The following is a 15,010-nucleotide window of genomic DNA, read 5'->3' on the forward strand; positions in this document are numbered from 1 at the left end:
AAGGTGAATATAAAGCCAGAAGAAATTACATCTATTATAAAAAAAGAAATAGTAAAATATGAAAAGAATATAAAAACTGAAGATACAGGAACTATAATCCAAGTTGGGGATGATATTGCTAGAGTTTATGGATTAGATGACTGTATGGAAGGTGAATTATTAAAATTTCCAAATGGTGTCTATGGAATGGCATTAAACTTAGAACATGATAATGTAGGGTGTGTTCTTTTAGGACCTGAAGAAGGGATAAAAGAAGGAGATATAGTAAAAAGGACCAATAAAATATCAGAGGTTCCTGTTGGTGAAGATATGTTAGGAAGAGTAGTAAATGCCTTAGGAGAACCAATAGATGGACGAGGCCCTATATACTATGAAGAGTTTAAACCTATTGAAGCACCGGCACCAACAATAATAGATAGGACATCTGTTAAGGAGCCATTACAAACTGGAATTAAAGCTATTGATGCTATGATTCCTATAGGAAAAGGACAAAGAGAACTTATAATAGGAGATAGACAAACAGGAAAAACAGCTATAGCTATAGATACTATAATTAATCAGAAAGGTAAAGACGTAATATGTATATATGTTGCAATAGGGCAAAAGCAATCGACTGTAGCAAATATAGTTAATACCTTAGATAAAATGGATGCGTTAGATTATTCCATAATTGTGGCAGCAACAGCATCAGAAGGAGCACCATTACAATATTTAGCCCCTTATGCAGGATGTACAATTGGAGAGTATTTTATGAATAAGGGAAAAGATGTTCTAATTGTTTATGATGATCTATCAAAACATGCTGTAGCATATAGGACAATGTCACTTTTGCTTAGAAGACCGCCAGGAAGAGAAGCTTATCCAGGGGATATATTTTACATTCACTCAAGACTTTTAGAAAGAGCTGCAAAATTATCTAAAGAAAAAGGTGGAGGTTCTTTAACAGCACTTCCTATAGTAGAAACTTTAGCAGGAGATGTAACAGCATACATACCTACTAACGTTATTTCAATTACAGATGGACAAATATTTTTAGAAAGTGATTTGTTTAACTCTGGACAAAGACCTGCTGTAAATCCAGGAATATCTGTATCAAGAGTAGGTGGTAATGCTCAAATAAAGGCTATGAAGCAAGTGTCAGGAAATTTAAGATTAGAGCTTGCGCAATATAGGGAGCTAGCATCATTTTCACAATTTGGATCTGATTTAGACGCGGATTCTAAAGGAAGATTAGAAAAAGGAAAAAGAATATTAGAGATATTGAAACAAAAGCAATATCAACCTATGAAAGTAGAATATCAAATACTAATTTTATATGCTATAAGTAATAATTATTTATCTGATATAGAATTAATTGATATTTCAAAATTTGAGGAGCAGTTAATAGAATTTGCGGATACACATTATAGAGATACATTAAAAGACATAAAAACTAAAGGTGTTTTAACAGATGAAATAAAAAATGATATGGAAGAATGTATTAGTGAGTTTAAAAAGATATTTACTGAAAATATATAGGACTACCTATGTATTTGTTTGGGAGGCATTATTGTGGGAACATCTGGACTTGTAGAGATTAAAAGAAGAATACAATCTATTCAAAGTACTAAGAAGATAACTAAGGCTATGGGGTTTGTTGCCACTTCTAAGCTGAAGAAAGTAAGAAACAGGCTTACTGATAACAATGAGTATGTGAAAATTATTGAAGAAATAGTACAAGAAGTAGTTAATAGTCTGCCTGATGATTATGAATCTATATATATTAATAGAATCAAAGGAAAAAAATTATATATAGTTATTACATCAGATGTTGGATTATGTGGTGGATTTAATAACAACGTAGTATCTTATTTTAGAGAAGTTATAGAAGATAAAGAAGAGAGTAAAATCATTCTTATTGGCAAAAAAGGAATATCATATTTTGAAAAATTTAATCTTAAATCAAATAAACAGATTATTGATATGCCAGATGTACCAACAAATAAGGAAGTTAATGAATTATATAATATTATAAATGAAGCTTATAGAAATGATGAAATAGCTGAAGTAAATATAGTATGTACAATTTTTAAATCTCCAATAAATCAAGTACCTGAAGTAATAAAACTATTACCAATAGAAAAAAAGGATAATCAACAAGATAAATATATTATTGAGCCTAATATAGATAGCGTATTTAATAATGCAATGAACCTATATATTAAAAGCAAATTAATGGAGTGTTTATTACAATCGAGAGTAAGTGAAGAAAGTGCAAGAAAGATGGCTATGGATGGTGCAACTGATAATGCAACGGAAATGTTAAGAACATTAAATATTAAATTTAATAGAATTAGACAAAGTATTATTACACAAGAAATTTCAGAGATTGTTGGTGGCGCTGAAGCTCAAAAATAATAGGAGGGAAACATTATGGGAGAACAAAAAGTAGGGAAGGTTGTTCAAGTTATAGGGCCAGTAGTTGATATAAAGTTTGATTCAGATTCGCTTCCTAATATTTATAACAAAATAGAAATAGAAATAGAAATTGGAAAAGAAAAGTTAGTTACAGAAGTTGAGCAACATATCGGAGACGATATAGTAAGAACTATAGCTATGGAAGCAACTGATAGACTAAAGAGAGGAATGAAAGCAGTAGATACAGGAAATTGTATAACAGTTCCTGTAGGAGAAGAGGTATTAGGAAGAGTATTTAATGTATTAGGAAATACTATAGATAATGAAGGACCTATAGAATCAAAAGAGAGATATCCAATTCATAGATCAGCTCCAAGCTTTAAAGATCAATCGTTAGAACCTGAAGTGCTTGAAACAGGGATAAAGGTAATAGATTTGTTAACTCCATATCAAAGAGGAGGTAAGATAGGGCTTTTTGGTGGTGCTGGAGTTGGGAAAACTGTATTAATTCAAGAGTTGATTAATAATATAGCTACTGAACATGGAGGATTATCTGTATTTACTGGGGTTGGAGAAAGATCAAGAGAAGGTAATGATTTATATTACGAAATGAAGGAGTCAGGCGTAATAAATAAAACTGCTCTAGTATTTGGTCAAATGAATGAATCTCCTGGGGCAAGAATGAGAGTATCATTGACAGGGCTTACTATGGCCGAATACTTTAGAGATAAAGGACAAGATGTACTTCTATTTATTGATAATATATTTAGATTTACTCAAGCAGGTTCAGAAGTTTCAGCTTTACTTGGAAGAATACCATCAGCAGTTGGATATCAACCAACATTAGCTACAGAAATGGGAGCTTTACAAGAAAGGATTACTTCAACAAAAAATGGTTCAATAACATCTGTTCAAGCTGTTTATGTTCCAGCAGATGATTTAACAGACCCAGCACCAGCTACAACATTTACGCATCTAGATGCTACGACTGTTTTATCAAGGGCTATATCGGAGCTTGGAATTTATCCTGCTGTTGATCCATTGGAGTCATCATCAAGATTATTAGATCCAAGAATAATTGGAGATGAACATTATAACGTTGCTACAGAAGTTAAGAATATATTAGAAAGATATAAACAGTTACAAGATATAATAGCTATTCTAGGTGTAGATGAATTATCAGATGAAGATAAAAAGGTTGTAGCAAGGGCTAGAAGAGTTCAAAGATTTTTATCACAACCATTTACTGTTGCTGAACAATTTACAGGAATGAAGGGTAAGTATGTGCCTATATCAGAAACTGTAAGAGGATTTAAAGAAATATTAGAAGGTAAGTGTGATAATATTCCAGAATCATTATTTTTGCTTTCAGGAACTATAGATGAGGTTAAAGAAAAAGCAAGTAAAATGAATGGGTGATTTATGTGGAAAAGCAAAGTAAGCTAACTATTGTTACTAATGATAATAAGAAGGTAGAAGAGGCAGTAGTTTCAGTAGTAACAGAAAGTGATGAGGGTAAAATAGAAATTTTACCTAATCACACTAAGTCAATTATAAGTACAATTCCTACTGTAACTACATTTATTTCTTCTGATGGAAAAGAAAAAAATTTATTTACTTCATCAGGAATTATATATATAGATAATAATTCAATAAAATTCTGTTGTGACTCTATAAATTGGCCAGAGGAAATTGACTTAGATAGAGCAAAACTAGCAGAAGAAAGAGCTAAAAAGAGGTTGTCAGGAAAAGGCAATACAGATACTGAGAGAGCAAAAAATGCACTTTTAAGGGCTAAAGCAAGGATAGAAATTAAAAAAAATATTTAAAAGAGAGATATTTTCAAGTAATTTAAAAAATATTTGAAAATATCTCTCTTTTTTTAACATAAAATATTAACTGAAATTTAAATTGAATTTTGACAGAAGGGAATAGGTTTAATAAAGATGTGTAATTTTAAATTACTTATTTTTTTAATAAATTGTTTGTTATTAAGGTTTTTTGTAGAAAGGGAACATTTTGGAGGTGTAATTAATATATTATTATATATCGAATAGTATAAAAACTTAATAAATGGACAATAATTTTAGAGGAAAGGCGGGATAATAATATGAAGAAGATAGGACTAATATTTATTATACTCTTTTCTCTATTAATTATTAATGGAGTAGAATATGAATGTTATGAAAGTGAAAAATACTATAGAGATATGGAAAAATTTTTAATAGAAAACTATGATTTTGTTCAGAATGGAGTTAAGTTAGAATACATTACTAATACAAGCATTATTGAAGAGAAGAATAGAATTATAGAAATTTTAACAAATGAATTAATAAGTGATATAGATATATTTAACAATAGAATAGTTTGTATAGATGAAATGCTAACTTACAATATTAATTTAATCGATGGAGAGAAAACAAAGATCGAAATAGTAATAATGAATACTTCGAGTAATTTTAATAGCTCTGATTTAAGACAAGCTGTAGAAAATTTAAAAAATAGTAAGTGTATAGATGAGAGAATTTATTACTTTTCAAAGGTTAGAATAGATGAAGAAAAAAATATATTACCATTTATATTAGATGGAATAAATGAAGATACTATAGAGGAAGCGGAAATAAGTAACGGAAAAGTATCAAAGGCAGAATTTATTGATGGAAGTAAGATTAACATGGGACAAATTAATTATGATACTGGAAAGTATATAATTATAGGAACACCAATAATTTTTGTAACATACTAACAATTAATATGGAGGGTAATATGGAAAAAATTATAGTTAAAGGCGGGAATAAACTTCAAGGAGAAGTTGATATAAGTATAGCTAAAAATTCAGTTTTGCCTATAATTGTAGCAACTATCTTAAATCCAAGAAAAATAACAATAAAAAAAGTGCCTTTACTTGAAGATGTTCTAGTGTTAGTAAATGTGTTAAGAGAGTTAGAATGTTCTGTTGAGTTTTCTGATATAACAGGAGATTTAATAATAGATACTTCAAATTTAAAGGAGATTGAGCCAAGTAATGACTTGATAAAGCGTATGAGAGCATCGTTTTTGATTGTTGGACCTATGCTTGCTAGGTTTGGCAGATGCAAAATATCATTGCCAGGAGGATGTAATATAGGAAGTAGACCAGTTGATCTTCACCTAAAGGGATTAAAAAAACTAGGTGTAGATATTGAAAATGGTCATGGTTATATTAATACAAAAACTGAAGGATTAAAAGGAAATAGAATATACTTAGACTTTCCTTCTGTTGGAGCAACAGAAAATTTAATGATGGCTGCTGTTTTGGCTGAAGGTGTTACTATAATAGAAAATGCAGCTGAAGAACCAGAAATATGGGATTTAGCGAGATTTCTTAATAGTATGGGAGCTAATGTAGAAGGGGCAGGTTATGGAAGAATAACTATAACTGGAGTTAAGGAATTAAAAGAAACAAAACCATTTACACCTATATATGATAGAATTGAAGCTGGAACATTTATTGTGGCAGCTGCAATAACTAAGAGTAAAATAACTATAAATGGAGTGAATGAAGAACATCTAATGCCTACTATAGAAAAATTAACAGAGGTAGGAATAAAATTCGAAATCAACGGAGAAAAAATGTTAGTTGATGGAACTAAAGAGAGAGTACCGGTAGATATTAAGACATTACCATATCCAGGTTTTCCAACTGACATGCAACCACAAATGATGGCATTATTATCAGTTACTAAAGGGGTAAGTATTATAACAGAAACTGTATTTGAAAATAGATTTATGCATGTTGGTGAATTAGTTAGAATGGGAGCAAATATAAAGATTGATGGTAGAATTGCTATAGTTGAAGGCGTTAAACAATTGACTGGATGTGAAGTTAAAGCTACAGATTTAAGAGCAGGAGCCGCTATGATTTTATCAGGATTAGTTGCTAATGGAGAAACTATAATAAGTGAAATTCATCATATAGATAGAGGTTATACAAGAATTGAAGAGAAATTTAATAATCTAGGAGCTAATGTTCAGAGAATTAAAATATAAATATTAGATATTTAAAATAAAGACATGCTAATTTTGAGCATGTCTTATTTTTTTTTATTTTTAATAAATAAATAGAATTATTTTACAGATTAAAACATATATATAGCTTGTGGATAAATATAGTGGGAGGTTAGTTATGAATAGGAGATATAGATTAAACTTAAATGAAGGTATTAAATTTTTATTATTTACGACTATATGTATAGTAGTATTTATGATAATTATGCCTAGTATATTAATAAAATCAGAAGGCATTAATTTAGATGAATTGTCAGAAGTGACTAAAGAAATAGAGGCAGAGATAACTCAACCTACAACTATAGAAGTTAAAGATATAATTTTAAATGATAGTGAAATGGTAAGTGTATATATAACTTCTCAAAATAAAATTGTAGATGTTCCGTTAGAAGAGTATATATGTGGGGTAATATCAAATGAAATGCCTGCTACATTCGAATTGGAAGCATTAAAGGCACAAGCTGTAGCAGCTAGAACATATTTAGCTAGTAAAAAAATTAAAAATTGTGTGAAAGCAAATGGAGCAGATATATGTGATTCAGTACATTGTCAAGTTTATACATCCAAAGAAGTTAGACTAGAGCTTTGGCAAGAGAGTGATAGAGAAAAAAATTGGAATAAAATAGTTGAGGCAGTAGAATCGACTAAAGGACAAGTTATGAGCTATCAAAATGAGCTAGTGCTTTATCCACAGTTTTTTTCTACTAGTTCAGGAATGACAGAAAATTCTGTTGATTTATATTGGGCAGATATACCATATTTAAAATCAGTAGAGAGTACTGGAGAGGAAATAGCGCCGAAGTTTGAGAGCGAAGTATCTATGACTATTAATGAGTTTATTAATAAGTTCGAAGAGTCATATCCACAATCTTCTTTAAATGCGAGTAATATTGAAAGTAGTATAAATGTTATATCTAGAAGTGAGGCCGGTGGAGTAAAAGAGATTCAAGTAGCTGGAGAAACAATTAGAGGTCAAGATTTTAGGTTTTTATATGGTTTGAATTCTAGTAATTTTACTTATGAAATAAATGATGGCAATATAATATTTAAATGTAAAGGATATGGGCATGGAGTTGGAATGAGTCAATGGGGAGCTAATGTCATGGCTAAAGAAGGAAAGACTTATAATGAAATTATTAAACATTATTATACTGGAGTAGAAATTACAAATTTGAGATTTTCTGAATAAAATTATAATTTATTGAGACTTTTGTTGAAAAACAAAGGTCTTTTTGTTTTTTATTGAGGAAATTTGTAGTACGGAAATTGGTTATTAATTGAATTAAATTTGTATATAGGGCAAGACTACAGAAAGGAGGTGTTGATATGAATTCAAACAACAAAGATAAGGTAAAAGACTTTTTTAGAAAGGAGGGCTTTTACTTTGTTCTATTCATTTGCTTATGTATAGTCGCTGTTGTTGCAGCTTTTACAATTAAGAAAAATAACGAGTTAAAGCAAAGCAATAATCAGAATAATGAATTTACTTTAAATGTTGAGGAGTCAGTAAATGATTCTACAGAAGCCTCAAGAAACGAAATGCCAAATGCAGATAGAGTTGAAATTGGTGATAATGTGGCAGAGGAATCAGAGGAATTAGATGAAGTTGCTGATAACGAAGAAGTAGACAATTATACAGAGGTAGCAGATAACACAGAAGATGTTCCAGTTTCTACTACAGTAACAGAGGTAGTTTTCCAATTACCTTTAGAAGGTACTGTATCTAGAGAATATAAAGAGATGATTAGATTACAAGATAATGAAAATGGAACAGTAGATAGAACTAGAAGAGGTATTGATTTAAATGCTTCTGTAGGAACAGCTGTTACGGCTGCAGCAGAAGGTAAGGTTATTGAAGTATCAAAGAGCACAGAAGATGGAAACTTTATAGTTATAGAACATACAAACGGATTAAAAACTAAGTATGCAAATTTAGATGCAGAAGTTTCAGTTGCTGTTGGAGATATAGTTTCAGCAGGAGATGAAATTGGAACAGTTGGAAATAGTTCAATGATTTTTACTTCAGAAGTTTGTGGAGATGTATTAAATCTACAAGTTGAAGACTCTGAAGGTAATCAATTAAATCCATCTGATTACTTTAGTTTCTAAGAAATATTAATCAGCCATTTGGATTTCAAATGGCTGATTAACTAAAAAGAATTATATTTTAATTAAATCTATTTATAAGGAGGTTACATTTTTGAAAGACTACATTGAAGAGAGAGTACTAGAAGTTGCAAAATATATTATTGATTCAAAGGCTACTATAAGAAAAACTGCTAAAGTATTTGGAGTAAGTAAAAGTACAATTCATAAAGATATGACAGAAAGGTTGCCTAAGATTAATCCAAGCATTGCAGAGCAGACTCAAAATATACTTGAGTTAAATAAGGCAGAAAGACATATTAGAGGTGGAAAAGCTACTAAATTAAAATACAAAGCTATTGAATGATAATACCTTTACATATATAATATTTTTAAAGAATAATTTGTCTGAAAAAGAATTATTTTGAAATATTATATATCTGGTAGGAGTGAATAAGATGTGGTTTTGGAGAAGTGGGAACGACCTTGGAATAGATTTAGGGACTGCTACAGTACTTGTTTATGTAAAAGGTAAAGGGATATTATTAAAAGAACCTTCAGTAGTAGCCATCAATAAAAATAATAATAAGGTACTAGCAGTAGGTGAAGAAGCAAGAAAAATGATCGGGAGAACTCCAGGAAATATAGTTGCAGTACGTCCGCTAAGAGATGGAGTTATTTCTGATTATGATATTACTGAAAGAATGCTAAAAGAATTTATTAAAAAGGCTTGCGGAAAAGGAAGAATAGTAGCTCCAAGAGTAATGGTTTGTGTTCCATCTCAAGCTACTGAAGTAGAAAAAAGAGCCGTAATGGATGCTGCTAAAAATTCAGGGGCTAAAAAAGTTCATATAATCGAAGAACCACTAGCAGCTGCAATAGGTGCTGGATTAGATATAACCAAGCCTAATGGAGCAATGATAGTAGATATTGGTGGTGGAACTACCGATATAGCTGTAATATCATTAGGTGGAGTAGTTGTTAGAAAATCAATCAAAATTGCTGGAGACAAATTTGATGAATCAATAATAAAATATGTTAGAAATAAATATAAAATAATGATTGGTGAAAAAACTGCAGAAGATGTTAAGATAAAAATAGGATCTGCATTTAAGGATTCAAGAAAGTTAACTACTACTATGAAAGGTAGAAATTTAATAACAGGTTTACCAGATGAAGTTGAAATAAGTACTGAAGAGGTAAGAGAAGCTTTAGCAGAACCTGTATCAGTAATAGTTGAAGGAGTTAAGAGTATACTAGAAAAGACACCACCTGAATTAGCTGCCGATATAATAGAAAAAGGGATATTAATGACTGGTGGAGGATCTTTATTATATGGGCTTAATAAGCTTATAGAAGAAAATACTGGTGTTACAGTAGAAATAGCTCACAATTCTGTAGAAGCTGTTGCAGAAGGGACAGGTCAGGTTTTAAGCTACATAGATAAATTAGATTCAGATATTTTTGGAAGTGAAATAAATTTAATAGATTAATTATATATAAATAGGTAAATAGCACTATAAGGTAATTCTTATAGTGCTATTTATTATATGAAGAATTAAGATAATATGCATGATTTAGGCCATGACAAATAACTCGTGCCATTTCAAAAACTAGGCTAAGCCTAATACCTCTAGATGTAAAAAATTCAGCGTTATCACTAGAATCTACTATTCCTATTATTGAAGCAACACCAACTTCAGGTAATGATTTACCAACACCTTTACCAGGATGGATAGGGTAATCTCTTACGTGAATTTCACCTATAGAATTAGTATCACCTAAGCAAGCATCAATTCCTATAATTGTAGCCTGAGGATGAGTTTTTTTAATTTCATCAATTTTCTTGTCTATATTTAAAGCATGAATAGGAGATTGTAATGTTCCGTATACAGGAACAGGAAAAGAAGACTCTTCTAAAAAAGTACCTACTAAAGGACCTAAACAGTCACCTATACATTTATCTGTGCCAATGCAAACTATAACTGTTTCAGATGTTATATACTTTCTTATAAATTCTGCGATTTCATAATAAGATAAGTTGGATTTATAATTAACTTTCCTTTTCAATTTATACCCACCACCTCTCAACAATAATATATATGAAAAAAAAACTAATAATATAATAAGTATAAAAAAAGAAAAAATGGAAATTATTTTTAGATAAGGTGGTGATAATAAATGAAACTGAATATAATAATGAGAACTATGTCAATTTTAGTAGCTGTAAGTATTATATTTATAATAGTTTTGTATGAACCGAACGCTAAAAAGGAAAATGAATTTGATGAGATTAGTAGTAGCGTTATAGAGGAAACTATAGAGGAAAAATCCGTATCTAGTGATCAAGAGGTTATACAAGGATATACATCAGATATTTTAACTATAAGTTTAGATAATATAATTAATGAACTAACTTTAGATGAAAGAAGTGTTGTTAAAAGTATATTGGATAAACTTTCAGTAATTGATTGTGCAAAAGTTAATTCTATTTTAAATAGTGGTAGCATAGATTCAAAAGAAGAAGCTTTATCATATATAAAAAAACGATTGATAGAAGAAGACTATAATAGGCTTGAAGGAATCTTAAATCAGTATATAGAGTTAGTTTAATTAATAGACATATTAAATAATATATAAATAAGTAATATTAAGATAAATTAAGAAAAAGAGAGAAAAATAAAAATAAATTCTTAAAATGGCTAAATTTAAAGGTTGAAATATTATTGCTATGAATATATACTAGTCATTGTCAGTTCGGCAGTGATGCACGAAATGATGAAAGTTATTAATAAGACATGGGGGAGTTCCCGAGTGGCCAAAGGGGGCAGACTGTAAATCTGTTGCGATTCGCTTCGATGGTTCGAATCCGTCCTCCCCCACCATTAATAACTTAATTAAATATGCTGGTGTGGCTCAATGGCAGAGCAGCTGACTTGTAATCAGCAGGTTGTTGGTTCGACTCCGATCACCAGCTCCATTTATGGGGGAGTTCCCGAGTGGCCAAAGGGGGCAGACTGTAAATCTGTTGCGATTCGCTTCGATGGTTCGAATCCGTCCTCCCCCACCATTTAAATTTTAAAAATATATAAAACGTGGAAGCATAGCTCAGCTGGGAGAGCATCTGCCTTACAAGCAGAGGGTCACAGGTTCGATCCCTGTTGTTTCCACCAAATACGCTGGTGTGGCTCAATGGCAGAGCAGCTGACTTGTAATCAGCAGGTTGTTGGTTCGACTCCGATCACCAGCTCCATTTATGGGGGAGTTCCCGAGTGGCCAAAGGGGGCAGACTGTAAATCTGTTGCGATTCGCTTCGATGGTTCGAATCCGTCCTCCCCCACCATTTAAAGCATAGGTTATCTATGCTTTTTTTATTTTTTATATAAAAATATTACAATTTAAATTTATTGACATTAGTTATAATAGTTGTTAATATATATTACAGTAAATAAAATTTGATATTAGTTCTTATCAAGAGAGGTAGAGGGAGAGGGCCCTGTGAAACCCGGCAACCTGCTTCATTAATTAATAATTAAGAATTAAAAATGAATAAGTTATCATTTTTAATTATAATCTATTAATTGTATAAGCGTGGTGCCAATTCCTGCAATTAATTTTGCAAGATAAGAAAGACATGGTTGAATAGTAGGTCTCTTCTTTATCTTAAGAAGAGACTTTTTTTATCTTTAGAATTAATATCATCTTAATTAAGAGAGGAGATATATAATGAAAAGATTATTTACTTCAGAATCAGTAACAGAAGGACATCCAGATAAAATATGTGATCAAATATCAGATGGGATATTAGATAGTATACTAGCTAAAGATCCTATGGCAAGAGTAGCTTGTGAAACAGCTGTAACTACTGGAATGGTTATGGTAATGGGAGAAATATCAACATCATGTTATGTGGATATTCCAAAGGTAGTTAGAGAAACAATAAAAGAAATTGGTTATGATAGAGCTAAGTATGGATTCGACTGTGATACATGTGCAGTATTAACATCTATTGATGAACAATCATCAGATATAGCGATGGGTGTTGATGAAGCATTAGAATCAAAAACTGGTAATAAAGATGATGTTGAGGCTGTTGGTGCAGGAGACCAAGGAATGATGTTTGGTTTTGCAACAAATGAAACACTAGAATTTATGCCATTACCGATAGCTATGGCACATAGATTATCTAGAAGACTTAGTGAAGTTAGAAAAAATGGTACATTACCTTATTTAAGACCAGATGGAAAAACTCAAGTAACAGTGGAATATGATGATAATAAGGTTGTAAGAATAGATACAATAGTAATATCAACTCAACATGGACCAGAAGTTAGTCAAGAGCAAATAAGAGAAGATTTAATGGAACATGTAATTAAAGCGGTTGTTCCTGCAGAACTTTTAGATGATAATACTAAGTATTATATAAATCCAACTGGAAGATTTGTTGTTGGTGGACCACAAGGTGATAGTGGATTAACAGGAAGAAAGATAATAGTTGATACTTATGGTGGATATGGTAGACATGGAGGAGGAGCTTTCTCAGGAAAAGATCCAACAAAGGTTGATAGATCAGCAGCATATGCAGCAAGATGGGTAGCTAAAAACTTAGTAGCAGCAGGAATTGCAGATAAGTTAGAAATTCAATTAGCTTATGCTATTGGAGTTGCTAAACCTGTATCAATTGAAATTGAAACTTTTGGAACAGGAAAGATTTCAGAAGAAGAAATAGTAAAAGTTGTAGAAAATACTTTTGATTTAAGACCAGGAGCTATAATAAGAGATTTAGGATTAAGAAGCCCTATATACAAACAAACTGCAGCATATGGACACTTTGGTAGAAATGATTTAGATCTTCCATGGGAAAGATTAAATAAAGTTGAAGAAATAAAAAAATACTTATAATAAAAAAGGAACTCACAGAAATTGATGTGAGTTCCTTTTTAAATAAAGTGAGAAATAACTAATAGTAAGATTGATGATTAAATTTTTAGGAATTTGCACGATTTCACCAAAAATTTATATCGGTAGTTCAATTCATTAATCTTACTTTATGTAGTTCTTTAGTAATTTAAGAAGTGATTATGACATATGAGAAAATGATAAAATTAATAGTGTAAGAAACATAGAATGAGCTTTAGAACTTTAGCCAATATCGTTGTGAAAATGCGTTAAGAAATTTAAATGTTTGAGCGTGCGAGTTTTTAAATTTTAGCATTTTAACATAAGATAGTGGCTAAAAGTTCTTAGCGAGTGGGTTAGTTTCTGTAGCTGTTAATTTTATTATTTTCTACGTCATATTAATTCGCACTTCTATTCAAGTGTGCTATATACCACGTTTCCGTTAACAATAGTCATTTTTACATTTATATCTTCATCAAAAAGAACTAAGTCAGCATCATAGCCTTCTTTTATTAATCCTTTTCTGTCTTCTACTTTACAATGCTTAGCACCATTATATGAAGCCATTTTAACAACCTCATTAAGTGGGTAGCTAGAATTATTATAAACATTTTTAATTGCTTTATCTAAAGTAAGAACTGAACCAGCAAGTGAACCACTTAATAATCTAGCAGCTCCATCTTTAACTTCTACATCTTGGCCACCTAAAGAATACATACCATCTTGCATTCCGCATGCCATCATTGCATCAGTAACTAGAAGAACTTTGTCAGTTCCTTTTTGTTTATATGCAGTTCTTAATGATGGATAAGATATGTGAATACCATCAGATATAGTTTCAGTAGTTATTTCTGAATCAAATATTGCACCTACAACACCAGGTTCTCTATGTGTAAATGGAGTCATAGCGTTGAAAAGGTGTGTTGAGTGACAGAAGCCGCATTTTATACCATTCATAGCTTCATCATAAGTAGCCTTAGTATGTCCCATTGAACAAACTATACCTTTATCAGTTAAATAACTAGCTAATTCTTTAGCTCCATCTACTTCAGGAGCCATTGTTATTGAAACTACTGCATCTTCATCTTCGCCAACCATTTCATTAAAATTTTCTATAGTTGGTTCTATTAAAAAGTTTGGATTTTGAGCTCCAATTGCTTTAGGACTTATAAATGGACCTTCTAAGTGAGCTCCTAAAACATTAGCACCATCTGTTCCTTTGATTTTTGCTTCTTTAATTGCAGATATAGCTTTTCTTATGTCTTTCTTAGCGACAGTCATAGTAGTTGGAGTAAAAGAAGTAGTACCATGTTTAGCAATAGTTTTTGCTATTGTGTTTATAACATCGTACGTTCCATCCATAGTATCAACACCACCAGCGCCATGTATATGAACATCTATAAAACCAGGACTTAAATATAATCCTTTACCATCTATAACGTTATCACAATTTTCAAAGCTAGGATTTATTTCTTTGATTTTACCATCTTCGATTAAAACAGAACCTTCTTCTATTTTGTCTAGGTAAATTAATTTACAATTTTTAATTAGCATAAAATATACCTCCTAGATAACCCAAATT

General features: G+C 30.9%; 14 protein-coding genes, 6 tRNA genes and 1 riboswitch. Of the genes, 18 read left to right on the forward strand and 2 right to left on the reverse strand.

The genetic code is table 11. The features are described 5' to 3' along the window. Positions 1-3 precede the first annotated feature (3 nt). From atpA to LQE93_RS06865, 10 genes are all read left to right on the forward strand, one after another. A complete protein-coding gene (atpA, locus tag LQE93_RS06820; RefSeq protein WP_186838674.1) occupies positions 4-1,518 on the forward strand; it encodes a F0F1 ATP synthase subunit alpha in 1,515 nt (504 codons plus the stop codon). 33 nt (positions 1,519-1,551) lie between these two features. Beyond that, entirely contained in the window at positions 1,552-2,397 is an 846-nt protein-coding gene (gene atpG, locus LQE93_RS06825; RefSeq protein WP_186838673.1) for an ATP synthase F1 subunit gamma, read from the forward strand. Positions 2,398-2,412: 15 nt separating this feature from the next. Continuing rightward, positions 2,413-3,816 carry a F0F1 ATP synthase subunit beta gene (gene atpD, locus LQE93_RS06830; protein ID WP_231072759.1) on the forward strand — a complete coding sequence of 468 codons (1,404 nt, stop codon included), beginning with the start codon at positions 2,413-2,415 and terminating at the stop codon, positions 3,814-3,816. Positions 3,817-3,821: 5 nt separating this feature from the next. Further along, complete coding sequence (locus LQE93_RS06835; protein WP_231072760.1) at positions 3,822-4,226, forward strand: ATP synthase delta/epsilon chain alpha-helix domain-containing protein; 405 nt, start codon at positions 3,822-3,824, stop codon at positions 4,224-4,226. Positions 4,227-4,507: 281 nt separating this feature from the next. Further along, positions 4,508-5,143, forward strand: a complete 636-nt coding sequence (locus tag LQE93_RS06840; RefSeq protein ID WP_231072762.1) for a hypothetical protein — start codon at positions 4,508-4,510, stop codon at positions 5,141-5,143. Positions 5,144-5,163: 20 nt separating this feature from the next. Next, positions 5,164-6,426: a UDP-N-acetylglucosamine 1-carboxyvinyltransferase gene (gene murA, locus LQE93_RS06845; protein WP_055265621.1), complete on the forward strand. Its 1,263-nt coding sequence runs from the start codon at positions 5,164-5,166 to the stop codon at positions 6,424-6,426. Between the two features lie 136 nt (positions 6,427-6,562). After that, on the forward strand, positions 6,563-7,633 hold the full coding sequence (gene spoIID, locus LQE93_RS06850) for a stage II sporulation protein D (protein ID WP_231072764.1): 1,071 nt from the start codon (positions 6,563-6,565) through the stop codon (positions 7,631-7,633). Between the two features lie 137 nt (positions 7,634-7,770). After that, complete coding sequence (locus tag LQE93_RS06855) at positions 7,771-8,553, forward strand: M23 family metallopeptidase (RefSeq protein ID WP_055265617.1); 783 nt, start codon at positions 7,771-7,773, stop codon at positions 8,551-8,553. A 91-nt stretch (positions 8,554-8,644) separates the two neighbouring features. After that, entirely contained in the window at positions 8,645-8,896 is a 252-nt protein-coding gene (gene spoIIID / locus LQE93_RS06860) for a sporulation transcriptional regulator SpoIIID (RefSeq protein WP_055265615.1), read from the forward strand. 91 nt (positions 8,897-8,987) lie between these two features. Then, positions 8,988-10,022, forward strand: a complete 1,035-nt coding sequence (locus tag LQE93_RS06865) for a rod shape-determining protein (protein ID WP_231072766.1) — start codon at positions 8,988-8,990, stop codon at positions 10,020-10,022. Between the two features lie 46 nt (positions 10,023-10,068). On the opposite strand, the gene yyaC is transcribed toward LQE93_RS06865, so the two are convergent. Next, entirely contained in the window at positions 10,069-10,599 is a 531-nt protein-coding gene (gene yyaC, locus LQE93_RS06870; protein ID WP_055265611.1) for a spore protease YyaC, read from the reverse strand. A gap of 111 nt (positions 10,600-10,710) precedes the next feature. Here yyaC and LQE93_RS06875 point away from each other — a divergent pair, with 111 nt between their 5' ends. The 8 genes from LQE93_RS06875 to metK all read left to right on the forward strand — a co-directional run bounded on the left by LQE93_RS06875 (position 10,711) and on the right by metK (position 13,431). Next, positions 10,711-11,142 carry a hypothetical protein gene (locus tag LQE93_RS06875; RefSeq protein ID WP_055265609.1) on the forward strand — a complete coding sequence of 144 codons (432 nt, stop codon included), beginning with the start codon at positions 10,711-10,713 and terminating at the stop codon, positions 11,140-11,142. Positions 11,143-11,329: 187 nt separating this feature from the next. Next, positions 11,330-11,414, forward strand: a tRNA-Tyr gene (locus LQE93_RS06880). Between the two features lie 20 nt (positions 11,415-11,434). Continuing rightward, positions 11,435-11,509, forward strand: a tRNA-Thr gene (locus LQE93_RS06885). 5 nt (positions 11,510-11,514) lie between these two features. After that, a tRNA-Tyr gene (locus LQE93_RS06890) sits at positions 11,515-11,599 on the forward strand. Between the two features lie 27 nt (positions 11,600-11,626). Next, a tRNA-Val gene (locus LQE93_RS06895) sits at positions 11,627-11,702 on the forward strand. Between the two features lie 5 nt (positions 11,703-11,707). Then, positions 11,708-11,782, forward strand: a tRNA-Thr gene (locus LQE93_RS06900). Between the two features lie 5 nt (positions 11,783-11,787). Next, positions 11,788-11,872: transfer RNA gene (locus LQE93_RS06905), tRNA-Tyr, on the forward strand. A 122-nt stretch (positions 11,873-11,994) separates the two neighbouring features. Then, positions 11,995-12,159, forward strand: a riboswitch (SAM riboswitch). A gap of 96 nt (positions 12,160-12,255) precedes the next feature. Further along, positions 12,256-13,431, forward strand: a complete 1,176-nt coding sequence (metK, locus tag LQE93_RS06910; protein WP_231072774.1) for a methionine adenosyltransferase — start codon at positions 12,256-12,258, stop codon at positions 13,429-13,431. A 408-nt stretch (positions 13,432-13,839) separates the two neighbouring features. On the opposite strand, the gene nagA is transcribed toward metK, so the two are convergent. Then, positions 13,840-14,982, reverse strand: coding sequence for an N-acetylglucosamine-6-phosphate deacetylase (gene nagA / locus LQE93_RS06915; RefSeq protein WP_231072775.1), 1,143 nt, complete (start codon positions 14,980-14,982; stop codon positions 13,840-13,842). Positions 14,983-15,010: the final 28 nt, after the last annotated feature.

Source organism: Clostridium sp. NSJ-145 (genome assembly GCF_021044725.1).
GTDB classification, from domain to species: domain Bacteria; phylum Bacillota; class Clostridia; order Clostridiales; family Clostridiaceae; genus Clostridium; species Clostridium disporicum_B.